Annotated in this window: 24 protein-coding genes and 1 pseudogene; 15 read left to right on the forward strand and 10 right to left on the reverse strand. The window is 43.7% G+C overall.

Features of this window, described 5'->3' with window-relative positions:
- Window positions 1-44 precede the first annotated feature (44 nt).
- Both G4P54_RS20555 and G4P54_RS20560 read left to right on the forward strand, forming a co-directional pair.
- Window positions 45-1,511, forward strand: a complete 1,467-nt coding sequence (locus G4P54_RS20555; protein WP_167873729.1) for a DUF2974 domain-containing protein — start codon at window positions 45-47, stop codon at window positions 1,509-1,511.
- Window positions 1,512-1,525: 14 nt separating this feature from the next.
- Complete coding sequence (locus G4P54_RS20560; protein WP_167873730.1) at window positions 1,526-1,936, forward strand: hypothetical protein; 411 nt, start codon at window positions 1,526-1,528, stop codon at window positions 1,934-1,936.
- Window positions 1,937-1,980: 44 nt separating this feature from the next.
- Here G4P54_RS20560 and G4P54_RS20565 read toward each other — a convergent pair whose 3' ends face one another.
- Both G4P54_RS20565 and G4P54_RS20570 read right to left on the reverse strand, forming a co-directional pair.
- On the reverse strand, window positions 1,981-3,012 hold the full coding sequence (locus G4P54_RS20565; RefSeq protein WP_024713299.1) for a polysaccharide pyruvyl transferase family protein: 1,032 nt from the start codon (window positions 3,010-3,012) through the stop codon (window positions 1,981-1,983).
- Window positions 3,013-3,105: 93 nt separating this feature from the next.
- Window positions 3,106-4,254: a glycerate kinase gene (locus G4P54_RS20570; protein ID WP_167873731.1), complete on the reverse strand. Its 1,149-nt coding sequence runs from the start codon at window positions 4,252-4,254 to the stop codon at window positions 3,106-3,108.
- 194 nt (window positions 4,255-4,448) lie between these two features.
- On the opposite strand from G4P54_RS20570, the gene G4P54_RS20575 reads away from it, so the two are divergent.
- The 9 genes and pseudogenes from G4P54_RS20575 to fbp all read left to right on the forward strand — a co-directional run bounded on the left by G4P54_RS20575 (window position 4,449) and on the right by fbp (window position 15,234).
- Complete coding sequence (locus tag G4P54_RS20575; protein ID WP_024713301.1) at window positions 4,449-5,180, forward strand: GntR family transcriptional regulator; 732 nt, start codon at window positions 4,449-4,451, stop codon at window positions 5,178-5,180.
- Window positions 5,173-6,714 carry a gluconokinase gene (gntK, locus tag G4P54_RS20580; RefSeq protein ID WP_167873732.1) on the forward strand — a complete coding sequence of 514 codons (1,542 nt, stop codon included), beginning with the start codon at window positions 5,173-5,175 and terminating at the stop codon, window positions 6,712-6,714. Before G4P54_RS20575 ends, gntK begins: the two co-directional genes overlap by 8 nt.
- Window positions 6,715-6,742: 28 nt before the next feature.
- Entirely contained in the window at window positions 6,743-8,089 is a 1,347-nt protein-coding gene (gene gntP, locus G4P54_RS20585; protein ID WP_024713303.1) for a gluconate permease GntP, read from the forward strand.
- A 23-nt stretch (window positions 8,090-8,112) separates the two neighbouring features.
- A complete protein-coding gene (gnd, locus tag G4P54_RS20590) occupies window positions 8,113-9,519 on the forward strand; it encodes a decarboxylating NADP(+)-dependent phosphogluconate dehydrogenase (RefSeq protein ID WP_167873733.1) in 1,407 nt (468 codons plus the stop codon).
- Window positions 9,520-9,971: 452 nt separating this feature from the next.
- Entirely contained in the window at window positions 9,972-10,535 is a 564-nt protein-coding gene (gene ahpC / locus G4P54_RS20595) for an alkyl hydroperoxide reductase subunit C (protein ID WP_024713305.1), read from the forward strand.
- A 13-nt stretch (window positions 10,536-10,548) separates the two neighbouring features.
- Window positions 10,549-12,078, forward strand: coding sequence for an alkyl hydroperoxide reductase subunit F (gene ahpF, locus G4P54_RS20600; protein WP_024713306.1), 1,530 nt, complete (start codon window positions 10,549-10,551; stop codon window positions 12,076-12,078).
- 386 nt (window positions 12,079-12,464) lie between these two features.
- A pseudogene (locus G4P54_RS21745) lies at window positions 12,465-12,858 on the forward strand (Pathogenicity island protein).
- A gap of 40 nt (window positions 12,859-12,898) precedes the next feature.
- Window positions 12,899-13,060 carry a hypothetical protein gene (locus tag G4P54_RS20605; RefSeq protein ID WP_167873734.1) on the forward strand — a complete coding sequence of 54 codons (162 nt, stop codon included), beginning with the start codon at window positions 12,899-12,901 and terminating at the stop codon, window positions 13,058-13,060.
- A 248-nt stretch (window positions 13,061-13,308) separates the two neighbouring features.
- Window positions 13,309-15,234: a fructose-1,6-bisphosphatase gene (gene fbp, locus G4P54_RS20610; RefSeq protein ID WP_167873735.1), complete on the forward strand. Its 1,926-nt coding sequence runs from the start codon at window positions 13,309-13,311 to the stop codon at window positions 15,232-15,234.
- A 712-nt stretch (window positions 15,235-15,946) separates the two neighbouring features.
- Here the strand turns inward: fbp and G4P54_RS20615 are convergent.
- The 3 genes from G4P54_RS20615 to G4P54_RS20625 all read right to left on the reverse strand — a co-directional run bounded on the left by G4P54_RS20615 (window position 15,947) and on the right by G4P54_RS20625 (window position 18,420).
- Window positions 15,947-17,053, reverse strand: a complete 1,107-nt coding sequence (locus G4P54_RS20615; RefSeq protein ID WP_167873736.1) for a hypothetical protein — start codon at window positions 17,051-17,053, stop codon at window positions 15,947-15,949.
- 636 nt (window positions 17,054-17,689) lie between these two features.
- Complete coding sequence (gene rlmH, locus G4P54_RS20620; protein WP_167873737.1) at window positions 17,690-18,169, reverse strand: 23S rRNA (pseudouridine(1915)-N(3))-methyltransferase RlmH; 480 nt, start codon at window positions 18,167-18,169, stop codon at window positions 17,690-17,692.
- An 80-nt stretch (window positions 18,170-18,249) separates the two neighbouring features.
- Window positions 18,250-18,420 carry a CxxH/CxxC protein gene (locus G4P54_RS20625; protein ID WP_081719750.1) on the reverse strand — a complete coding sequence of 57 codons (171 nt, stop codon included), beginning with the start codon at window positions 18,418-18,420 and terminating at the stop codon, window positions 18,250-18,252.
- 184 nt (window positions 18,421-18,604) lie between these two features.
- Here G4P54_RS20625 and G4P54_RS20630 point away from each other — a divergent pair, with 184 nt between their 5' ends.
- On the forward strand, window positions 18,605-19,015 hold the full coding sequence (locus G4P54_RS20630) for a hypothetical protein (RefSeq protein ID WP_167873738.1): 411 nt from the start codon (window positions 18,605-18,607) through the stop codon (window positions 19,013-19,015).
- Between the two features lie 34 nt (window positions 19,016-19,049).
- Here the strand turns inward: G4P54_RS20630 and fdhA are convergent, their stop codons facing one another.
- Window positions 19,050-20,276, reverse strand: a complete 1,227-nt coding sequence (fdhA, locus tag G4P54_RS20635) for a formaldehyde dehydrogenase, glutathione-independent (protein ID WP_167873739.1) — start codon at window positions 20,274-20,276, stop codon at window positions 19,050-19,052.
- 62 nt (window positions 20,277-20,338) lie between these two features.
- Entirely contained in the window at window positions 20,339-20,509 is a 171-nt protein-coding gene (locus G4P54_RS20640) for a hypothetical protein (protein ID WP_167873740.1), read from the reverse strand.
- A gap of 147 nt (window positions 20,510-20,656) precedes the next feature.
- On the opposite strand from G4P54_RS20640, the gene G4P54_RS20645 reads away from it, so the two are divergent.
- Window positions 20,657-20,953: a hypothetical protein gene (locus G4P54_RS20645; RefSeq protein WP_167873741.1), complete on the forward strand. Its 297-nt coding sequence runs from the start codon at window positions 20,657-20,659 to the stop codon at window positions 20,951-20,953.
- Between the two features lie 73 nt (window positions 20,954-21,026).
- Here the strand turns inward: G4P54_RS20645 and G4P54_RS20650 are convergent, their stop codons facing one another.
- The 3 genes from G4P54_RS20650 to G4P54_RS20660 all read right to left on the reverse strand — a co-directional run bounded on the left by G4P54_RS20650 (window position 21,027) and on the right by G4P54_RS20660 (window position 23,546).
- Window positions 21,027-22,190: a YycP family beta-propeller protein gene (locus tag G4P54_RS20650; RefSeq protein ID WP_167873742.1), complete on the reverse strand. Its 1,164-nt coding sequence runs from the start codon at window positions 22,188-22,190 to the stop codon at window positions 21,027-21,029.
- A 10-nt stretch (window positions 22,191-22,200) separates the two neighbouring features.
- On the reverse strand, window positions 22,201-22,938 hold the full coding sequence (locus G4P54_RS20655) for a YiiX/YebB-like N1pC/P60 family cysteine hydrolase (RefSeq protein ID WP_167873743.1): 738 nt from the start codon (window positions 22,936-22,938) through the stop codon (window positions 22,201-22,203).
- Between the two features lie 137 nt (window positions 22,939-23,075).
- Window positions 23,076-23,546, reverse strand: a complete 471-nt coding sequence (locus G4P54_RS20660; protein WP_167873744.1) for a GNAT family N-acetyltransferase — start codon at window positions 23,544-23,546, stop codon at window positions 23,076-23,078.
- Between the two features lie 110 nt (window positions 23,547-23,656).
- On the opposite strand from G4P54_RS20660, the gene rapG reads away from it, so the two are divergent.
- Both rapG and G4P54_RS20670 read left to right on the forward strand, forming a co-directional pair.
- Window positions 23,657-24,754, forward strand: a complete 1,098-nt coding sequence (gene rapG / locus G4P54_RS20665) for a response regulator aspartate phosphatase RapG (protein WP_167873745.1) — start codon at window positions 23,657-23,659, stop codon at window positions 24,752-24,754.
- A complete protein-coding gene (locus G4P54_RS20670) occupies window positions 24,755-24,871 on the forward strand; it encodes a Phr family secreted Rap phosphatase inhibitor (protein ID WP_024713324.1) in 117 nt (38 codons plus the stop codon). It begins immediately after the preceding gene.
- Window positions 24,872-24,884 lie beyond the last annotated feature (13 nt).

Raw genomic sequence — 24,884 nt, forward strand, 5'->3', positions numbered from 1 at the left:
TTATTTTATTATACAAGATAGGTAAAGTTTGGGGGAATAGTGAAATGGCAATAAGAAAAAACACTTTTAAAATTAGTGATGAAGATTATAATGAAATTTCCAGTTCAGCATATAACCTTAAAAAATACCATATTGGTCAAACAATAAAAATTAGCAACGGCCAAAAGCTGTATGTTGTTGATTATAAAAAAACTGAAAAGGGTCTTGACGCATTGACCTTTGTTAATGAAAGAGATTATACACTTTCAAACAATGGAAAAGACAAAGAAAAAATCCAAAACGCCATCATCGCATACCGTGGATCAGAACCTATCAGTCTCGGCCAATTCCAAGATACAATAAAACAATATCGTGATAAGCGGGAACAGCTTATTAAAGAAGTAGAGAAGAAGGGGATCAACATTCCTGAAGATGAAGATGGTTCCTTTTATGACTCAGCAAAAGGGCTTTCTGAATACTCAAATGAGATACTGCAAGATTGGCTCCATATGGACACTAGTTATTTGGTTGGCAAAAAACCGTTTGATGACGGGACAGAGAACCAGGCGATTCAGGCAGACCAGTATGCAAAAAAAATACATAAAGACTTTAAAAATGCTGACATTCAAGTCACCGGTCACTCATTAGGCGGTTCTAATGCAAGCTATGCAGTCGTGATGAATGACTTTATCAAACGCGGTGTTACTTTCGAAAATCCCAACATATATGAAAACCTGCCTGAGGATGTCAAGGCTCGGGCGTTAAAAGGAGATTTCCGCAGCCGCTTAACAGAATATATCAATTTAAATGATGGATTATCTTTGCTGAATCGGGATGCCGCTGAAGTAGGTAAAGTGAAGGTGATGTATGACGAGGCTTTGCCAAACGGTGTACAACATAATCGCCTCCCTGATGTAGTGAAGATGTTGGGCCTGGCATTTAAACATTACAACAATCAATCTCTTGATGTCACACTATTTGCCGAAGCCTTGATGGGAAGTCACGGTCTGGACCGATATACCTTCAATTCAGATGGCTCTGCCCAAACTGTAGATGATGTGTTAAAAAACAATCCAGAGCTTGCGGCAGCGATGCTTAAGCAAATGAAATCAACGAATGTGAAAGCCAATACAGGTGTTTCGATCCTCATTAAGTCACATGTATTGATGAATACAAGCACGCAGTTAAAACATATCGCTGAATCAGAATGGTCTAAGATTATACGCCAAATTGAAAGAATTGATGACAACGTAAAGGATTCAATTGAGGATGTCAGAAATATGCATACACGAATGGTTGGCTTTGGCACATATGATGAATTATCAATTTCTGATGTCGATGATTTGATCAATAAGATCAAAATGAATAAACCCCATCACCTTTTTTACTCAAAAGAAAAATATGATCAGGCAGTAGATGCAGCGCTTCATTTACAGCACTTGCTTCAGATGGTGGCAGATGACCTTGGCCATATGGGACATGCTTACCATGATGCAGATCTGGCAGCAGCAAGCCGGATGGGGATTTCATAAGGAGAGAAAGAGACATGGATTTTATGAATAAAAAACCAACAGATGCTGACCGTTTTCTGCAAAAAGTGACGAGCCAGCATTCAAGCACTTCGCTTTTTTCAAATGCCCATATGGCTACATCTGAAATGACACCAGAACAATTGGCGGCGTTCAAAGAGAAGAAAAGACAAGAACAAAAATTGGCTCTGATGAATTCTATCAAAAAACAACTAAGCTATGCTTTTCAGGAAGACCGTAAGAACTTGTCCTCCATCTATGATGACCTTACAGACGCCGAGCAGGCAGTTAAGGCGAAACGGGAACTCCTGGACCATTATATGTCAGGAAAAGCGATAGACAGTGTCACTGATAAAATGAAAGATCAGCTTTCATTTGATAAAGTTCGTTCCGACGTCTCGAGTTTGATAAATTCGATCGGATTATAATGGTTCATTAGAAAAAGCAGACTGCCATCAGTCTGCTTTTTCTTCTATGATTTAAAAAATTCAACCAACGGCTGAAAATCCTTAGACAAATCAACGTCATTCGGCTCGGCTTGAAGCAGGCGGCCGATCATGCGCTCCAGCTCCTCAACATCGTTTTGATCCGTATACTCAATGAAGTTTAAGCTTTCGAGCCAATCCCGGTACGAATGTTTGGCTTTGCCGTAGCTGTTGCCAAAGACGAGGCAAGGTGTTTTGGTGATAATGGAGAAAATCATTGCGTGTAGGCGGTCAGTGATGACCAATTTACTTGAACCGATGCGGTCCAGCATCTCCATAAAATGCTTTTCACGGTCGGCGTAATCGATGGTGTCGACCGTATCCAGCACCGTATCGGTACGCTCCGTGTAAGTCGTTTGTTCTGCCCATTTCTTCATCTGTGAAATAAAATCTTCGTCGGTCACTTTCTCCTTATCGGCTCTTAAAATAAAGAGAACGCCGTCCCGCTCGAGCTCTTTCGGCACAATATCCAAGGAGAGCACCATATCCGGCGTAAAGATCACATTGGAGTTGAAGGTCTGGTTTACAACATCAAGCGTCTGCGTCTCGCGCGCGGCAATCGTTAAGTTTGGATTTTGATGGTACGCGTCCTGCGTTTTCTTCTTTTCTTGATTGCCTTCCTCCGTATCTTCAAAATAAACGGACTGCGGGAGAGAAATCGATTTGTAGTCCTTAAACGCCGAGAAAACCTTTCTTCTGTCTTCCTCAATATCGAGATAAAGGTTTCCTAAATTCCCTCCGCCTGTAAAGCAGACAATATCGTCTTCACGAATAATCTCCTTCACCAGTTCAATGCCCTCATCCGTCGCATAATCCATAATCTCAATGTATTCATAATACGGAAAACGGTTTTTGATAAACTTCTCTTCCGCATACGCAATCGCCTGGTCACCGATATTTGTGTAACTCGGGGAACCAAACAAAAATACTTTTCGTTTATCATTTAACAAGGCTTCTGGTTCTACGTTTGGCGCTATGCCTTTTACGAGTTTTTTACCTTTAATTTCCTGTACTGTCATGTCTTTGTCCTCCTTCTGGGATGAATGTCTCATTGTGCGGTTAACTATCTCTACCCAAAAAGGAGGATGGCTATGCATCGGCGTGTGTGCCTGCTAGATCAGAAACATCGTTCTCGCCAACTTGATGGATGCCGCAATGTCCCGAGCCGTTCTTTCCATATATTCCGCGGCATGCTCAAACGCGTCTTCAAGCGGCACAGCTCCGGGAACGATGCTGAAAAGCGCGTCGATTCCGTGTTGATAGACCGCACCACTGTCTCTTGATATTGATCCTGCAATGCCAATAACGGGCACATCATAGGATTTAGCCGCCTTGGCCACGCCGATCGGCGTTTTTCCATAAATGGTTTGGCTGTCAATCCGTCCCTCACCGGTAATCACAAGATCGGCATCCTGCACTTCATTTTCAAAATCAACCGCTTCTAGAACAATATCAATGCCTCTTTTCAGCTCAGCCTGAAGAAAAGCCAGCAGACTCCACCCAAGGCCGCCCGCTGCGCCGGCGCCCTCTGTTTCTCTGAAGGTTGTTCCGAGCGCTTTTTCTGCCACATCCGCGAAATGGGTCAAGTGCTGATCCAAGGCATTAACCATGTCGGCTGTCGCACCTTTTTGCGGCCCGAAAACAGATGAAGCACCTCTTGGACCTGTTAATGGATTGTCCACGTCGCAGGCGACCTCCAGTTTGACATGATAAATTCTGGGATCAAGCCCGCTTACATCTATGGATGCAAGCTGAGACAACGCGCCGCCCCCGGGGCCGATCTCACGGCCTGATTCATCAAGAAGCCTTCCGCCCAACGCTTGAATCATTCCGGCTCCTCCGTCGTTCGTTGCGCTTCCGCCGATCCCGATGACCAACCGCTCCGCACCAGCATCAAGAGCCGCCGCGATCAATTCTCCCGTCCCCCTTGTTGTGGTGACGAGCGGATTGCGCTTTTCAACAGGTACGAGATGCAGTCCTGAGGCGGCCGCCATTTCAATTACAGCTGTTTTCCCATCTCCCATCATGCCAAAAAACGCTTTCACCGATTCCCCCAGCGGCCCTGTAACAACCTGCTCTGTGATCCAACCGTTAGTAGCATCAACCAGAGAGCGAACGGTGCCCCCGCCGCCGTCCGCCATCGGCAGTTTTCTGCAATCCGCGTCAGGGAAAACCGATGTAAAACCTCTTTCTATCGCGTCGGCAGCCTCCAGAGCCGACAAACTTTCCTTAAAAGAATCAGGTGCAATGATAATTTTCATCCCAATCACCTCTTTCAAAACATGATTCACGTAATCTATTTATCTCCAATGTATCATATCTCCTTTGGAAATACATACCATTTATTCAGAGAAAATTTTATTGAAAATTAGAAATGAAAGTGTTTGCACAAATGACATATTCGCGTTATCATACTTGTATACAAGTATACTCCTTTAGTGAGGAAGGTGAGTGTATGCTAGACGCCAAGGACCTGTTGTATCCTGCAAAATGGCTCGCAAAAGCGTCAACCGGTGTTCGTATCGCATGCGAGCTGAGAATGCGGATCATTTCAGGTGTTATTGAAAGCGGTACCATTTTATCAGAAAATACGATTGCCTCCGATTTTTCAGTAAGCCGTTCGCCGGTTCGCGATGCGTTAAAAATACTCGCATCCGAAAAAATCATCCGCTTAGAACGAATGGGAGCGGTTGTCATTGGGTTAACTGAGAAAGAAATCGCGGAAATTTATGATGTGCGTTTACTATTAGAAACGTTTGTCTTTGAACAGCTTGTCAAAATTGACATTGAGCCTTTAGTTAAGGATCTCAGCAAAATACTTGAAATGATGAAAGTCTCCATCAAATACGAGGACGCAGACGAATTTTCATTTCAAGATGTGCTATTCCATGAAACGATTATCCGGGCCATCGATCATTCATATATTCAGATGATCTGGAACAATCTAAAACCTGTTATGGAAAGCTTTATTCTGTTATCTATGCGGGTACGGTTAAAGGAAAAACATGAAGACTTCACAAGGATTTTAGATAACCATGAGCTTTATATTCAGGCCATTAAAGCAAAGGACAGGGCGCTGATGATTCAGTCTCTTCATCAAAACTTTGACGACGTACAAGAAAAGGTAGAAGACCTGTGGCTCTCACAACAAATGCTGGCAAAAGGAGCTGAAAGCAACAATGACTAGTTATATGTTAGGAATCGACATCGGCACGACAAGCACAAAAGCTGTGTTATTCAGTGAAAACGGAGACGTGCTACAGAAGGAAAGCATCGGCTATCCGCTCTATACGCCGGATATCTCAACAGCTGAACAAAATCCGGAGGAGATTTTTCAGGCAGTGATCCACACAACAGTGAGAATTACGAAACAGCATCCGGAAAAACAAATCTCATTCATTTCGTTCAGCAGCGCCATGCACAGCGTGATTGCAATCGACGAAAATGACAAGCCGCTGACGCCTTGCATTACATGGGCCGATAACCGGAGCGAAGGCTGGACACATAAGATCAAAGATGAATGGAACGGGCATGAGGTGTACAGACTTACAGGAACACCGATCCATCCGATGTCGCCGTTAAGTAAAATTGCTTGGATCACGAATGAACGAAAAGACATTGCTTCCAAAGCAAAAAAATATATCGGCATCAAAGAGTACATTTTTAAACAGTTATTCAATGAGTATGTCATCGATTATTCTTTGGCCTCAGCGACAGGCATGATGAACCTGAAAAACTTAGATTGGGATGAAGAGGCACTGCGCATCGCAGGCATCACGCCGGATCACTTGTCCAAACTCGTGCCGACAACCCAGATCTTTCAGAACTGCCGTCCGGAATTAGCCATCCAAATGGGAATCGATCCGGAAACACCTTTTGTCATCGGCGCCAGCGACGGCGTGCTGTCCAATCTCGGCGTCAACGCCATTAAGAAGGGCGAGATTGCCGTGACCATCGGGACAAGCGGTGCCATCCGCACAATTATTGACCAGCCGCAAACCGATGAAAAGGGACGAGTTTTCTGCTACGCCTTGACGGACAAGCATTGGGTTATCGGCGGACCTGTAAACAATGGCGGCATCGTCCTTCGCTGGATCAGAGACGAGTTTGCCTCTTCCGAAATCGAAACAGCGACACGATTGGGCATTGATCCATATGATGTGCTGACGAAAATTGCCCAACGCGTCAGACCGGGTTCTGACGGTCTGCTGTTCCACCCATACCTCGCCGGAGAACGCGCTCCGTTGTGGAATTCCGATGTGCGCGGCTCATTTTTCGGCCTGACCATGTCGCATAAGAAAGAACATATGATACGCGCGGCATTAGAGGGTGTCATTTACAACCTGTACACGGTGTTCCTGGCGTTAACAGAATGCATGGACGGCCCGGTAACCCGTATTCAGGCAACAGGGGGATTTGCGAGGTCAGAGGTTTGGCGCCAAATGATGGCGGATATCTTCGAATCAGAGGTTGTCGTACCGGAAAGCTACGAAAGCTCGTGTCTCGGTGCCTGCATTTTAGGCCTGTATGCGACAGGAAAAATTGATTCATTCGATGCCGTGTCCGACATGGTCGGCAGCACGCACAGACACACGCCGATCGAAGACTCAGCCAAAGAGTACAGACAATTAATGCCGATTTTCATTAACCTATCAAGATTATTAGAAAATCAATATACACAAATTGCAGACTATCAAAGGGGCTTAATCACACCCAACTAGCACATGACATGAAGGGGAGGGCACTACCATGCCATTAATCATTGTTGCACTTGGGATCTTAGCTTTACTGCTTTTGATTATGGGCTTAAAATTAAACACATTTATTTCCTTGCTGATCGTATCGTTCGGCGTGGCATTGGCACTCGGGATGCCGTTCGATAAAGTTGTCAGCTCCATTGAAGAAGGAATAGGGGGAACTCTTGGCCACATCGCGCTTATCTTCGGACTCGGTGCGATGCTGGGCAAGCTGATCGCGGATTCTGGAGGCGCACAGCGCATTGCGATGACGCTCGTCAATAAATTCGGCGAGAAAAACATTCAATGGGCCGTTGTCATAGCCTCATTCATTATCGGTATTGCGTTATTTTTTGAAGTAGGCTTGGTTCTATTAATTCCGATTGTATTTGCGATTTCACGAGAATTGAAGATTTCTATTTTATATCTCGGAATTCCAATGGTCGCAGCGCTGTCCGTCACGCACGGTTACCTGCCTCCGCATCCGGGGCCTACGGCGATTGCCGGCGAGTACGGCGCAAACATTGGGGAAGTCCTGCTGTACGGCTTTATCGTTGCTGTTCCGACAGTGTTCATCGCAGGGCCTTTATTTACAAAGTTTGCGAAAAAAATCGTTCCTGCATCATTTGCGAAAAACGGCAATATTACATCACTCGGCACACAAAAAACGTTCAAGCTTGAGGAGACACCCGGCTTCGGAATCAGCGTTTTTACTGCAATGCTCCCGATTATCATCATGTCGGTCGCAACCATTATCAACCTCCTTCAGGAAACAATCGGATTTGCGGATAACGGAGTTTTAGCATTTATCCGATTGATTGGAAACGCATCGACTGCTATGATTATCTCGTTATTGGTTGCAGTCTATACAATGGGCATCAAACGCAACATTCCAGTCAAAACCGTGATGGACTCTTGTTCAACTGCCATTTCACAAATCGGCATGATGCTTCTGATCATCGGGGGAGGCGGCGCCTTCAAACAAGTGCTGATCAACGGCGGTGTCGGCGATTATGTAGCAGACCTGTTCAAAGGAACGGCATTATCGCCAATTATTCTTGCTTGGCTCATCGCGGCGATCCTGCGCATTTCTTTAGGGTCAGCCACTGTTGCCGCGCTAAGCACAACAGGACTAGTCATTCCGCTATTGGGGCATTCTGATGTTAACCTGGCATTAGTCGTGCTCGCAACTGGCGCCGGAAGTGTCATTGCCTCACACGTCAATGACGCCGGCTTCTGGATGTTCAAGGAGTACTTCGGATTAAGCATGAAAGAAACATTTGCCACATGGACGTTGCTGGAAACGATTATTTCCGTTGCTGGACTGGGATTCATATTATTGTTAAGTTTAGTTGTATGAAATTGATGAAGGAGCTGTAACACATGTTCAATACGATTGGTGTCATAGGACTAGGCGTAATGGGAAGCAACATCGCCTTAAACATGGCAAACAAAGGTGAAAACGTCGCCGTCTATAATTACACCAGAGATTTAACGGACCAGCTTATCCAAAAGCTGGATGGACAATCTCTCAGCCCGTACTACGAGCTTCAGGATTTTGTTCAATCGTTAGAGAAACCAAGAAAAATCTTTTTAATGGTCACAGCGGGGAAACCCGTAGATTCCGTCATCCAATCATTAAAGCCTTTGCTTGAAGAAGGCGACGTCATCATGGACGGAGGAAACTCCCACTATGAAGACACAGAAAGAAGATATGACGAGCTGAAGGAAAAAGGCATCGGCTACCTGGGTGTCGGCATTTCCGGAGGCGAAGTCGGCGCATTAACAGGGCCTTCTATCATGCCGGGCGGAGATCGCGACGTCTATGACAAAGCCGCTCCCATCCTGACAAAAATCGCAGCTCAAGTCGGAGAAGATCCGTGCTGTGTCTACATCGGACCAAAAGGGGCCGGGCATTTTACAAAAATGGTGCACAACGGCATTGAGTATGCCGACATGCAGCTGATTGCAGAAGCGTATACGTTTCTGAGAGAAACGCTGCGTCTGCCGCTCGGTGAGATTGCCTCTATTTTTGAAACATGGAACCAAGGTGAGCTGAAAAGCTATTTAATAGAGATTACAGCTGAGATTTTACGCAAAAAAGATGACCAAACAGGACAGCCTTTGATCGATGTCATCCTTGATAAAACCGGCCAAAAAGGCACCGGAAAATGGACGAGCATGCAGGCGATTGATAATGGCATCCCGTCCACGATCATCACAGAGTCCTTGTTCGCCCGCTACCTGTCATCCTTAAAAGAAGAACGCGTAGCGGCTCAAGATGTGTTAGCAGGTCCGGAAACGGAAGGAAAACATTTTGATAAAGACACGTGGATTGAATACGTCAGACAGGCTCTTTACATGGGGAAAGTATGTGCCTACGCACAAGGCTTTGCTCAATACAAAATGTCATCTGAGCTTTACGGATGGAATCTGCCGCTCAAAGACATCGCCTTGATTTTCCGAGGCGGCTGCATCATCCGCGCAGATTTCCTAAATGTCATCAGCGAAGCATTCAGCGAGCAGCCAAACCTGTCAAACCTGATGATTGCGCCTTATTTCTCAGATAAGCTCCAGTCTTATCAAACAGGCATGCGCAAAGTCGTTTGTGAGGGCATCAGCACCGGAAGCTCATTCCCATGCTTAACAACAGCGCTCTCTTATTACGACGGCTACCGCGCAGGTCGTTCCAATGCGAACCTCTTGCAGGCGCAGCGCGATTACTTCGGCGCCCATACGTACGAACGGACAGATATGGACGGCGTTTTCCATACGAATTGGTCTGAATAACGATCATAAAAAAACACGGTCAGTTTCAACTGAACCGTGTTTTTTTCATCTCATCTAACAAAGAGAATCAGCAATATTCCTCTGAAAACATAAGTCGTGTTATAAATATCATAAACAGTGATACAATAATAGCTAGAAACAATCCCCAATAAAGTAAAAGTTACCGCTTGCTCATTGTGTCATAAAATGTTCAAATGCCTAACAGCTCTGATGCACAAAAGTCCCGAAAAACCTTGTCTAATTGAGAATCAGTCCCTTTTTACATTCTCAGCTGCCATCACAGAAATGCCAAAATCCTTCCTGTCACACCCTATACAAAATGAAAAAAAGTCATGTATTAGCGGGGTTTTGGCTTGACAAAAAATATATATTAATTAATAATTGGTATATAATTAGAATTATTATTGAAAGCGCATATGCTTTCTAATACATTTTTAGGAGGAATATACATTATGTCTTTAATCGGTAAAGAAGTACTTCCATTCGAAGCAAAAGCATTCAAAAACGGTGAATTCATCGATGTAACAAACGAAGATTTGAAAGGCCAATGGAGCGTATTCTGCTTCTACCCAGCGGATTTCTCTTTCGTATGCCCAACTGAGCTTGAAGATCTTCAAAACCAATACGCTGCACTTAAAGAATTAGGTGTTGAAGTATACTCTGTTTCTACAGATACTCACTTCGTACACAAAGGCTGGCATGACAGCTCTGAAAAAATCGGCAAAATCACTTACGCAATGATCGGTGACCCATCTCAAACGATCTCTCGCAACTTCGATGTTCTTGACGAAGAATCTGGTCTTGCTGACCGCGGAACATTCATCATCGATCCAGACGGCGTCATCCAAACTGTTGAAATCAATGCAGGCGGTATCGGCCGTGACGCAAGCAACCTAATCAGCAAAGTAAAAGCAGCACAATACGTCCGTCAAAACCCAGGTGAAGTTTGCCCGGCGAAATGGGAAGAAGGCGGCGAAACGCTTACACCTAGCCTTGATCTAGTAGGTAAAATCTAAGGAGTGCATTCCATTGGGACTTGATGCAAATATCAAAGCACAATTAAATCAATACATGCAGCTAATTGAGAATGACATTGTTCTCAAAGTTAGCGCAGGCGAAGATGACACTTCTAAGGACATGCTGGCTCTCGTTGATGAGCTGGCTTCCATGTCATCTAAAATTTCAGTTGAAAAAGCTGAATTAAACAGAACGCCAAGCTTCAGTGTCAATCGTGTCGGAGAAGACACTGGCGTTACATTCGCCGGTATCCCTCTGGGCCACGAATTTACATCATTAGTTTTGGCATTGCTCCAAGTGAGCGGCAGACCGCCTAAGGTAGACCAAAAAGTCATTGATCAGGTGAAGAAGATCAGCGGTGAATACCACTTTGAATCTTATATCAGCCTGACATGCCACAACTGTCCTGACGTTGTACAAGCTTTAAACATGATGAGCGTGCTGAACCCGAACATTACGCACACGATGATTGACGGTGCGGCATACAAATCAGAAGTTGAAAGCAAAAACATCATGGCGGTGCCGACAGTTTACCTGAATGGGGAATCCTTTGGCAGCGGCCGGATGACGCTTGAAGAAATTCTAGCAAAAATGGGCAGCGGTGCAGACGCATCTGAGTTTGCTGACAAAGAGCCGTTTGACGTTCTTGTTGTCGGAGGCGGACCTGCTGGCGCAAGTGCAGCAATCTACACTGCGCGTAAAGGCATCCGCACTGGTGTAGTCGCTGAACGCTTCGGCGGACAGGTTCTCGACACCATGAGCATCGAAAACTTCATCAGCGTCAAAGCGACTGAAGGGCCAAAGCTTGCTGCAAGCCTTGAAGAGCACGTAAAGGAATATGATATTGATATCATGAACCTTCAGCGCGCAAAACGCCTTGAGAAGAAAGACCTTTTCGAGCTTGAACTTGAAAACGGCGCTGTCCTGAAAAGTAAAACAGTGATCCTTTCAACGGGTGCCCGCTGGCGCAATGTCAACGTACCTGGTGAACAAGAGTTCAAAAACAAAGGTGTCGCATACTGCCCGCACTGTGATGGGCCATTGTTTGAAGGCAAAGACGTAGCGGTTATCGGCGGCGGAAACTCTGGAATCGAAGCAGCAATTGACCTTGCAGGTATTGTCAATCACGTTACTGTGCTCGAGTTCGCGGCGGAGCTGAAAGCAGACGAAGTGCTGCAAAAACGTCTTTACAGCCTGCCAAACGTCACTGTGCACAAAAATGCACAAACAAAAGAAATCACAGGCGACCAGAGCGTAAACGGCATCACATACGTAGACCGCGAAACAGGCGAAGAAAAACACGTTGAACTCCAAGGTGTATTCGTCCAAATCGGTCTCGTGCCAAACACAGAATGGTTAGACGAAACGGTTGAACGCAACCGCATCGGCGAAATCATCGTCGACAAACACGGCGCAACAAGCGTTCCAGGCTTATTCGCTGCCGGCGACTGTACAGACAGTGCGTACAACCAAATCATTATTTCAATGGGATCAGGTGCAACCGCCGCTCTCGGCGCGTTTGATTACCTTATCCGCAACTAATAAAAGAAAGCCGCAATATTGCCAGATTGGCAGCATTGCGGCTTTTTCTTTTATTAACTCTGATAAAAGCACACGATTCGAGCCAATATTTATAGTTCCTCGCCCTCGTTTGAATGACGTTTTTATACTAATCAATATACTTCATCAATCCGTTTCCTTCATTGTCTCGAACAACATAGATCATGCATTTGTTGTGAACTATTTTACATGAGTAATCCTTTTTCTTTTACTAATCCTTCAGTAAAAAAGTAGTATTCGTAAGCAGAAAGCTATTAGTGATGTACTAGAATGATAAGTCTCATCAATTGAAAATGTAAATATAGAAAGTTCGATATGATGAAATTTCAGTCATTTCTTAATATAAGGGTTTAACAGGCGAAACGTTTCTGTTAGTATGGCAACCAAAGCTAGCAGGTGCCTTAGCCCTCCCAGTTTCACCTCTAATGCTGCAGAATCCCAAGCTGCATACAAAGTCGAAAACCTCAACAATAGTGAGCTGATGATGACGTTCGAGCATGCAGATGTTCATATTGATAGATGGAAATGCAACTCTAAAAGATCATGTAACCAGAAAGAGCAAATTCTACCCAAAAGCTCAATTGACAAAAATGGTGATCTTGTTACACTACGATACAAAAGAATTGATCATGGTGCTTTGATCAAAGCAGTAAACCAAAACTCTGACTGGTGTAGGTACACTGGGTTTTGCAGGAGCTACCGTAGGAACAGTCACAATACCCGGCATTGCCAATGACAGGCGCTGCTGCATCTTGCTTCTAATATAGAACTCTTCTAACATTAATTATGGAAGGCGGCCGACATGTACAAAATCATCATTCCTGCCATACTAGCGATCTTTGCGCTCTGGATACTCTTACAGATTTCACTGGAGATGAGCATCGTTAAGAATCCAATGAACTACTTTATTGTATTCATTATCTTTTTTCTCTTTATAAAGATGGTGAAAGAAAAAGAACAATAGTTTACCTCGAATGGCTATAGGAAACCAGATTTATATTGAAATCTGGTTTTTTGTGTTTCATTTATTCACCTATTTTAAACACACTCATTTCGGCATCTCTTTCCCTCATTTCAATTGTCACAAAAAGCAATTATGAGGTACTATCATATAAAGGTCCAATGTTTAAAAATAATGCCATACTTTTAAATTCACCTTATCATGCACATGCTCATAAATAGGGGTTTATTCTAAAAAGGGGATGGACGATTTTGGAAAGCAAGTACTTAGATCTACTCGCACAAAAATACGATTGTGAAGAAAAAGTGGTAACGGAAATCATCAATTTGAAAGCGATACTGAACCTGCCAAAAGGCACCGAGCATTTTGTCAGTGATTTGCATGGGGAGTATCAGGCCTTCCAGCACGTGCTGCGCAATGGGTCAGGACGAGTCAAGGAGAAGATACGCGACATCTTCAGCGGCGTTATTTACGATAGAGAAATTGATGAATTAGCGGCATTGGTCTATTATCCGGAAGACAAGCTGAAGTTAATCAAACATGACTTTGATGCGAAAGAAGCATTAAACGAGTGGTATAAAGAAACGATTAACCGAATGATTAAGCTCGTTTCTTATTGCTCCTCCAAGTATACCCGCTCCAAACTGCGCAAAGCACTGCCTGCCCAGTTTGCTTATATTACGGAGGAGCTGCTATACAAAACAGAACAAGCTGGCAACAAGGAGCAATATTACTCCGAAATCATTGATCAGATCATTGAGCTTGGCCAAGCCGATAAGCTGATCACCGGCCTTGCTTACAGCGTTCAGCGGCTAGTGGTCGACCATCTGCATGTTGTCGGCGATATTTACGACCGCGGCCCGCAGCCGGATAGGATTATGGAAGAACTGATCAACTATCATTCTGTCGATATTCAATGGGGAAATCACGATGTCCTTTGGATCGGCGCCTATTCCGGTTCCAAAGTATGTCTGGCCAATATTATCCGTATCTGTGCCCGCTATGACAATCTGGACATTATTGAAGACGTATACGGCATCAACCTGAGACCGCTGCTGAACCTGGCCGAAAAATATTACGATGATAATCCAGCGTTCCGTCCAAAAGCAAACGACAACAGACCAGAGCATGAGATTAAGCAAATCACAAAAATCCATCAAGCGATTGCGATGATCCAATTCAAGCTTGAGAGCCCGATTATCAAAAGACGGCCGAACTTTAATATGGAGGAACGTCTGTTACTCGAGAAAATAGATTATGACAAAAACGAAATCACGCTGAACGGAAAAACATATCAACTGGAAAACACCTGCTTTGCGACGGTGAATCCGGAACAGCCAGATCAGCTATTAGAAGAAGAAGCAGAAGTCATAGACAAACTGCTATTCTCTGTCCAGCATTCCGAAAAGCTGGGCCGCCATATGAATTTTATGATGAAAAAAGGCAGCCTTTATTTAAAATACAACGGAAACCTGTTGATTCACGGCTGTATTCCTGTCGATGAAAACGGCAATATGGAAACGATGATGATTGAGGATAAACCGTATGCGGGCCGTGAGCTGCTCGATGTGTTTGAACGGTTCTTACGGGAAGCATTTGCCCACCCGGAAGAAACCGACGATCTGGCGACAGATATGACCTGGTATTTATGGACAGGCGAGCACTCCTCCCTCTTCGGAAAACGCGCCATGACGACATTTGAGCGTTATTTCATCAAAGAAAAGGAAACGCATAAAGAGAAGAAAAACCCGTATTACTATTTACGCGAAGACGAGGCAACCTGCCGAAACATCCTGGCAGAATTCGGCCTCAATCCAGATCACGGCCATATCATCAACGGCCATACGCCAGTAAAAGAAATCGAAGGAGAAGACCCAATCAAAGCAAACGGGAAAATGATCGTCATCGACGGCGGCTTCTCCAAAGCCTACCAATCCACAACAGGCATCGCCGGCTACACGCTGCTATACAACTCCTACGGCATGCAGCTCGTCGCCCATAAACACTTTAACTCCAAGGCAGAAGTTCTAAGCACCGGCACCGATGTCTTAACAGTGAAACGATTAGTGGACAAAGAGCTTGAGCGGAAGAAAGTGAAGGAAACGAATGTGGGTGAGGAACTGTTGCAGGAAGTTGCGATTTTGGAGAGTTTGCGGGAGTATCGGTATATGAAGTGAGGGATGTGGGGTTCAGAGATTATATTCTCTGGGCTCTTTTCTGCAGTTGTTCAATACCATTTAGTATTAATCTTGAATTACCCAACAAGTCTGATTAGTTGCTCGTTCAAAACAAGAAAATACTCCAATACAAGTATAGAAAGTTGTTATTTTGCATTACCATAAATTGTAAAAATCCACCATCGAACTATTCCTTGAAGAAGGTTACCATGACGAAATCTATAAACATGAAAAATAAGAATGGGAGCCGGTAAAGAACATATATTTTGATAGTAGAGCTCATTTCTGCATTAGGGGTGACGATACACTCCCTTCTGATGTTTACCCATATGCCTGTTACCTCGTTGGCTTTAGATGATAATTCAACCTTAGATTTATAACTGACCTATTCAAAGTCATGTTTAAGGGGGACTTTAAAACAAAATAAACAATATTTGCTTCTCTTGTTATCAAAGTTCGATTGAGCAAATAAAAAAACGTTTCGATCATTGCCACGACAATCTTTTTCCTTAATAGTGTCATAAACAAAGGAGTAATCATCTAATTCGTTAAGTTTTAGTAAAAAATAATTATACAACAAAAAGGTATAACCCTTAATATGGAGGGTTATACCTTTTTAAATTAAGCCTATGTAGAAACTCTGTTAATTGGAGTAGGAGTCAATAGTCATTAGCTCAATTTAAAACACAACTTAAATTTAAATGACTTTTTACTATTCTAGATTCAATGTTTTTTTCAAAACCTCTTTGTAAGTATGAAGAATAATGTCATTGTGATCATATTCTTCTTTTGTTTCAGTCACTTGTATTTCTGGAAACTCATTTGTTAAATCCATAATATGTTTATAGTTATAATCTGATTTTCCTGTGGAAAGATGAATTCTCTCTGGCTTTATGGGTCTCACTTTTTGGCGCTCTATTATTTCTAATAGTAAATTATCATCGTTAGATGATATTTCTTTTAACATCATTTGATTATTTACACGTTTCGCATAAGATTCCACATCCATAATTGGCGCAATCAAATTGATTGAATCTACAAATTCCAAATCCTTTCCAATATGGTACGCTCCATAACCGCCTTTTGAAGCACCAACAAAATGGGTTTCTTGATATTCCTTGGATAATTCTTTCATGAATCGTTGAATATTTTCTACAATCATAGTCCCATAATTGGTTGTGAACCAACCATAAATATAGTTAAACTCATCTTCCAAAAATACAAAGTCATACTCTTTGTTTCTTTTCGCAAACTGAAAAAATTGGTATTTTTTATATTTAAAAACATCATTCAGCAAATCATGAGTAACTTTTCCCTCATTATCATGTATTAGATTTATATTAGCCCACGAACTCTGAAAAACTACAATCAACTTCTTCGCATTGTTTTTAACAAACCCGTATTTTTGCTTGATTTCCCCATCAACAAACACACTCTGGTTAACTTGCTCTAATTCAACTTTTCTTCGGTCTCTCAACCATTTTGTATCAAATGCCAGTAATGCTGCTGATCCTTTTGCTTTTCTCAGTGCATCATTTTTTACACCTTTTATTTTCTTCTGATCAAAATGGTTAATTGCTAAAATCCCACACCTTGAATAATTAGAGTCGTCAGATAACTCTTTATCCACCACTACATCAAGAATTTTTCTGTCTATGAATCTCTTGTATAATAGATTTTCCCAATGGGTATCTAAGATATTAGACAAATTATCGCTCACAATTACATTTATCCTATCAATGATAGTTTCAGAATTACTCATTAACTCATTATACATTTCAGACGGTTTTTCAAAAAAATTTATTTCCAAATCTTTCATCCTCACTTTTCCTCCATATAGTACCAAGTATAGCTCTTGATCTATCTATTGTAAACGATCAACTTTAGTAATAAAGAATCAGTAATATATACTCAACCGCTTTTTGACTGGTAAACACATTTACGATGATTATTTCTCCATCTTTGTAACCTAACATTTTTGTTAGTATTTGAATTGAAGGGATATAGCTGATGAAACAAATGTCACCTCAAAGTTGGAAAATAACTTTATTTAGACGAGCCTGCAAAAACGAATCGTGGACTTGCGTTCTATGAGTTATTTGATCAATAAGGGAATGGATTTTTTCTATGAAGAACACCAATTTTCAATAATTTTATTTTACGTCATCAACAGTTTATAAGGTTAAAGCTGGAGAAAAACGTGATAAGACTCGATGAGTAAACGTGTAGCCATGTTAAATTCTGAGTGTCTGTACTGTTTATCTCCGCATGTTAGACGTGGAAATACATCTTTATCGAAAAACAGCGTAATTAGAACACGATGATTGAATTGTAAAAACTACCCTTATATTTTAGGTCTTACTTCATAACAGTAAGGCCTCATATTCCGCTCTAGAACCACATTAATGAACTGGCTCTTATAAGAAGAAAATAAAAATAAACTACAGAACTGCCTCTATTTATGATAAGGCTCCCCACGATTAATCCGAAAAGCCCTATAAACCTGCTCGACCAGTATGAGTCGCATCAACTGATGAGGAAACGTCATTTTTGAGAACGACAGCTTCTCATCCGCTCGCTTCATCACCGCGTCGCTCAATCCAAGTGATCCGCCGATGACGAAGGCGACTTTGCTTTTTCCATATGTAGCCAGCTTATCTATTGTATCGGCTAGTTCTTCGGATGTTTTCATTTTTCCTTCGATGGCGAGGGCGATGACGTGGGCGTCGGGGCTGATTTTTGATAGGATGCGGTCGCCTTCTTTGTCTTTTATGATTTTCATGTCCTGGTCGCTTAGGTTTTCCGGCGCTTTTTCGTCCGGGAGTTCGATAATGTCGATTTTTGCGTAGGCTGAAAGTCGTTTTGTGTATTCTTCAATGCCTTGCTTGAGGTATTTTTCTTTTAGTTTTCCGATTGTCACAATATTGATATTCACAGGTCATCCCCACTTTAGAAACAAGTTATTCATATATGTTGTCCACATTTGTGGATATCTTTTCTGTATTTTGTGTAAGATCATTCGTTCCCCACTATATATACTGCGGGTTCCCCACATAATTCACAGGCTGTGGATAAACTGTTAGTATGTTCGAGTTTTCTGATTTCGGGCGGCAGCTCGTGGTCGTCTATGTACATATCCAGCACGGTTTCGATGTGTTCTTCACAGGAATAATACGTTTGTTTCATGTTCAAATCCTCCGATGGTTTCTTGCATTTTGCAAATATTCTCCTCCCAATATAACCTATTTATTCACATGTTAGTAGTGCTTCGGGCTGAGTTTTATCCACAATTCGACAAACAAGCTGTTGATGACTCTATTTCGTTCGTATGTTAGTTTGGATGTAAACGATGTGTGGGGAGGTCTGTCTTTTGCGGCTCAAATGGGTTTGGCTTTTTGTGATCATGTTGCTGCTTGCTGGTTGTCAGCCGTCTTATTGGGTGTTAGAGAAGGATCGACTTGATGAAGTGACAGATATTAAAATGTACGTAAATGATCTTCAAATGCATGATGACGTAAAAGGATATCAAGTCTTCACCATTTCAGAAGGCAAAAAAATGGTCGTCGTTTCTCTCGGAAGCAGCGAGAACGACAAACAGCTTGAGATGTCAGACGTCAAATTCTCATCTAAAGAAACGGTTGTAACTGTGAAGCGAAAACCTGCTCCTAAAGCAAATGAGAAAAACCCTTATATTTTGATTGGACTGGACAAAATCGAAGGGGATTTAATTGTCCAAGACGAAACAGGAGATCGATTTGAAGAAACAGATTATCAGCAATAAAGCCGGCGTTCCAAGGAACGTCCGGCTTTTTCTTTTACTTCAATGTCCCATGCGGGTCGATGACGAATTTTTTGGCTGCGCCTTTGTCGAAGTCGCTGTAGCCGTTTGGCGCGTCGTTCAGAGAAATCACGGTGGCGTTAACGGCTTTTGCGATTTGCGCTCTGCCGCTCAGGATCGCTTTCATCAAATTGCGGTTGTATGTCATGGCTGGTGTTTGTCCGGTGACGAAGGTGTGGGCTTTGGCCCAGCCAAGTCCGAATCGGATTTTTAGTGAGCCTGTTTTAGCGTCCGCATCCTTTGCACCGGGATCTTCGGTTACATATAAGCCCGGAATGCCGAGGCTTCCTCCGACCTGGGTGACGTCCATGATCGAGTTCAGCACGGCGGCTGGCGCTTCTCCTTGATTGCCATGCCCAGAGGCTTCAAAGCCAACACAATCCACTGCGGCATCAACGGTCGGTTCACCTAGTATTTGTTCAATTTGCTCGCCGAGGCGGTCGTGTTTTTGCACGTTGACCGTTTCACAGCCAAAGCTTCTCGCCTGTGCCAGTCTGTCTTCGTTCAGATCGCCAACGATCACGGTGGAGGCGCCGAGGAGCTGGGCGGAATGGGCGGCTGCTAATCCGACAGGCCCCGCTCCCGCGATATAGACGGTTGAGCCTGTTTGCACGCCCGCTGTGTACGCCCCGTGAAAGCCGGTCGGAAAAATATCGGACAGCATCGTCAAATCGAGAATCTTTTCTAACGCCTGTTCTTTATCAGGGAATACCAAAAGCTGAAAATCAGCGTACGGAACCATGACATATTCCGACTGGCCGCCGACCCAGCCGCCCATATCGACGTAGCCGTAAGCCGATCCCGGCCGGTCCGGGTTAACATTCAGGCACACATGCGTTTTCTGCGTTCTGCACATCACACAGCGTCCGCAGGCAATATTGAATGGAACGGATACGATGTCGCCTTTTTTAATAAATTCGACATCACGCCCCGTTTCAATGACCTCTCCGGTGATTTCATGACCGAGCACCAAGCCTTCAGGCGCCGTCGTGCGGCCTCTGACCATATGCTGGTCGCTCCCGCAAATGTTAGTTGTAATCACTTTGAGAATAACCCCATGCTCACATTTTCGATTCACATTCGCCTTCGGAACGCCGGGCCCGTCCCTCAAGATTAACTCCGGATACCCGATATCCTCCACCGCCACAGTTCCTTTGCCTTTGTACACAACCGCTTCGTTTCCAGTCAACGCCATTCCTCCCATTCATGTGTTTGGACTTTGTGTCCTTGAACATGACTTCGGTTCGTCGTGACTCTTTCCTTTTTTCACGACTGTTTTTTCTGCATCCTGACGACAACAAATACGCCAAGAAAGCAGCCGATAATGGTTCCGAGGATGTCCAGCCAATCTGCTTTCCCTCCGTTTAACAGAAACATCGTAGCCGCCGAAGTCAGGCTGATGATAACTGCCAGAAGAATGACTCGTTTCGTAAGCATGCGAATTCCTCCTTTACCCACCATTCAATTCATACGTCTATTTTACAACAATTCACAAATTTTACACAAAATTTATTTAAAATAGTAGGAAATCTCAGGAAATTTGTAGAATTTTATATTTGATTCAAAAAAATGGGAGGGAAGAAAATGTTTAAAAAAATTGTGATTGGTACATTAGCTTTGGGAATTACACTAGGTGTTGGGAGCACTTTTGCTAGTCCGGCTTCTGCGGCTGAACTTTCTACACAGGAAGTCAAAGCACAGGATATCAAATATGTCACGGGTTATAAAGTGACTTACTGGGGGCTTTCTGATTACAACGATATTCCTGACTATTACAACTATTCAATTGGCGGCTATAAAGGAACATTGGAGCTGTATAATTTTGAACCACGTTATGACGGCGGCTGGACGGCTTTCTATCAAGGATATGTATCAAATTAAGCAACAGAAAAAGAGACTTCTTGCAAGTCTCTTTTTCATATTTCCTGAGAAATAATGTGACAATAATAGTCGCTTAAAACCCCTTCATCACCTCAAAATCATACAGCTTCAAATGACTCTTCGGCGTCACGACGTCCTTTACCTTCCCGATCTCTTTTTCCTTCACTTTCTTTCCGGTTTTCAGGCTGTACTGTTCAATGGTTGCAGGCTTGTTGTATGTGTATGTGAAGAAATAGAGGCTGCTGCCTTTTTGGGTAATTTCTTTGAAATCGGCTTTCATTTTTTCGGATGAAAGGGCGAAGTCGATGCTTGTTTTTCCTGTCTTGGCATCAATTTTGTACACCTTTCCGAAGCCGTCAATGAAGTACAGATTCCCGTGATAAGGGAAAAAGCTGTTTTTAAAGCTGAAAGGCATGGAGCTGTATATCGTTTGTTCGTCGTTTTTGTATTCGGCGACGTCGTGCAGCTCTGTTTTGCCGCTTTTCTTGTCGATTTTGACCATTTGATAAAGATTGCCCGCTTTTTGGCCGCGAACCATGAAATACACAGCTTTGTCGTCGACAGCAAGCTGGGATTCGACTGATGCCCCTTCTCGGTGCTTCCATTCCGTTACTTTGTGATAGGTGAGCTTCTTCTGATCGGCTTGAACTTGAAGGAGCTGATAGCCTTTTTCGTCAGCTGTCGGGACAAGTGCGTAAATGGCGCCGTCATGAAAACCTGAGGCGCGGATATAGTATGGGATGGCGTCTTTTTTCCACTCACCATCCATCTGGCGGTACAGCTCTGAGCGATATCCGTCTCCCCTTTTGTCGTAGCCTGAGTTGTATAAGGTGTAAAAGCCGTCCGTGTTTTGCAGAAAGCCCGCGCTGTCTCCTGTGTGCTGATAGGCTCTTTTATGAGAGTGCAGGCCGTTTTTGATTGTGTAAATCGTGTTTTTGTCCTCCAGCAGCACACTGTCGCCGTGAACCTTGGCTGAGCCCAGCTCAAGGCCCTTCATCTTAAAGGAAGACAGCGACCGGTCCTGGCTGATAAACAGGGCGCAGCTTTTCCCGCCGCCAAATGCATCTTGATCCGCAGAGGATGAGAAATACAGCAGGACTTCTTTGTCATTGAGAAAATCAGGGTCTCTGAGATCCTGCTGACTTACGGCTTTATGGCTTGGGGTGGGAGAAACGAAGATAAATAGCGCGATACCTGCGAGAATCAGCATGACGATGATGATCATCCGCTTCTTCATGTCCTTCTCCTTAGTTGATGGTCATAATGGTTGCTGTATAGGATGAGCTGGTGATGTCGCGCGGATACACGCCTAATCCCCCGTTGCTGTCGATATCAATGCCGGCTTTCAGCAAAAAGGCGGACCACAGGAGCTTTGAACAGTTTTTGGCACCGTCATGGCCGGTATTTCTGTTATTAACAAAGTTAAACGAGTAAGGGTCGCCGACCTTTGATACCGCCCAGTCGGCAGCAGATGTTTTTTGAGATGAAGTAACGTTAACTGTCTGCACAAGGGAGTTGTCTTCTACCTCTCTGGCATTATAAGCGATCTGTCTGACGCCGTCGCTTGGGACAGATTCAACAATTTTGTCAGAGGCGGAGTACATGCCGACATGGCCGTGGTTGTAGTAGGCTGTGTAGGAGTTGGTGTAATAGATATTCCCTTTCGCGCTTGTCGGGAGTTTTTTCGTGCCGGACGAGCCGCCCATGACGGACATGCCGTTTTCCTTAGCGAGTCGGTCTCCCTCCGCCTTATCAGCTGTGATTTCCTTATAGAACTGCTTTAAAATGACGTCTTGCTTTACGTGCTGCTGTTTGGCAATCTGGCTGGCGGATTTCATGATTTCTTCCGGCGTCGTGCCTGGCTGCAGCGCGGCAATTTCTTCAGCTTCGTTTGTGGTCTTTACGGCTTTGACGGGAGAAACAAACAGGCCGCCGCAAATTGTAAGCGCTACCATAAATATCGACACCTTTTTCTTCAACTTCATGACATCTCCTCTTTTCCTGTAAATGTAGGAAAGGTGATTTCCTCACCCACATTATATTAGGAAAGTGAGGAAAGTAACTAGGTTATTTACAGAATTTTTAGAAATCATTTACAGAAAAAAACCTTACAGGTCCTTTTCTAAAGCTTCTTGCTCATCACCACGTCCGTCTCTTGAAATCCGGTTCGCTCATATAGCTTCCGCGCCGTCTGATTATGGGCAAAGACGTGAAGGGAGATCTTCTGGATTCCCATGCTGCGTGCCGTTTGTTCTAATGCCGCCAATGCCTGCTTTGCGTAGCCTTTGCCGCGGTATGGTTCGTATAACCCGAAATCATAAATAAACGCTTCCTGCTGCTGATGCTCCGGTTCAGCATGAATCCAGAGCCAGCCCACGATGTCCTTTTCATTCAGTGTGAGGCTCCATAAATGATGGTCGGGTGTTTCCAGCCCTTGCGGAAGCAGATTTGAAAAAGTCTGCTTAGATAAAAGCGGTGCATCTTCAGGCAGCCATGTCCCCGCCTTTACCTTTTCTTCCGCGTAATGCTTGGCTGTGTACGTAAGATAAGACCGGAATTCTTCTGTTTGCATGGGAGTCAGCATTATTGTCATATCATCTCTCCTTTATATATTGACTAGAGGATCTTACATAAAATAGAAAGAGGTGTTACTATCAGAATAAACAACTTAGACTAATAAGTCACTAGAGAAGGGAGTTTCACATGAATAAAATTGCACCCGCAGAAATCGCTAACATGCTCAACGATTGGTACCTTGCGATCAGGAAACATGAAGCTGAAGAGTCTGCCCGTTTATTTGAAGAAGTGAAGCCTTTATTGGGTGACATGGAAGAGGACCAGGAGATTCTTGCTTACTTCTCCTTATTGGAACTGCGACACAAGGTTTTGCTTCACGAAGCGAGAGGACAAGGTTTTCAGCATGAGGAGCCTTCTCATATGAATGCTACGTCAGACTTGCTGAAATATTACTTTTTTCTGTTTGAGGGCATGTATGAAGCCTATAACAATAATTACGACATTGCCATTGGGCTGTATAAAGAGGCTGAGCAGTATCTCAGCAACATTCCCGATCCGATTGAGAAAGCCGAATTTCACCTGAAGGTCGGAAAGCTCTATTATAAGCTGGGACAAAATATTGTGTCCCTCAATCATACACGGCTGGCGGTCAAAACGTTCAGGGAAGAGAGCGATTATAAAAAGAAACTGGCCTCGGCACTGATCACCATGTCAGGCAATTTTACCGAGATGGGCCAGTTTGAAGAAGCCGAAACGCACTTGGAGGAAGCGATTCGGATCACGAAAGAATTAGAGGATCATTTCTTTGAAGCCCAGCTTTTGCATAACTTCGGACTTCTCCATGCACAAAGCGGCAAGTCAGAAGAAGCGATCTCCACTTTAGAAGCGGCCCTGCAGAACGAAGACTACGCCCGCTCCGCCTATTACTATCATTCTGTCTACTTGCTGATACGAGAGCTGTTTAAGGTCAACAAGAAAGAACAGGCGCTCACTTATTACCACGAAGTGAAGGAAAAATTGACTGCAAAGCCGAATAGAGTATGCGAGGCTAAAATAGACATTTTATATGCCCTTTATGCAAAAGGAGGTCATGCGGAAACGTTTCACTTATGCAAACAACATATGGATGACTTGTTGTCCGAGAAAGAGTATGACAGTGTAAGAGAACTTTCCATTTTGGCTGGCGAAAGGTATAGGGAGTATGAGCTTTACAAAGAAGCGGCCCACTTTTTTTATGAAGCCTTACAAATTGAAGAACTCATCAAACGAACGGAGGTTATCTAAATGAAAAAATTTCTGATTGGCGCAGGCGTTGCAGCGGTGATTTTATCTGGGTGGTTTATTGCAGACCATCAAGCCCATTCACAGGATATGAAAGTCGCTGAGAAAATGATTGGATAAACGGAAAAACCCC

Source organism: Bacillus tequilensis, assembly GCF_012225885.1.
Lineage (GTDB): Bacteria > Bacillota > Bacilli > Bacillales > Bacillaceae > Bacillus > Bacillus tequilensis.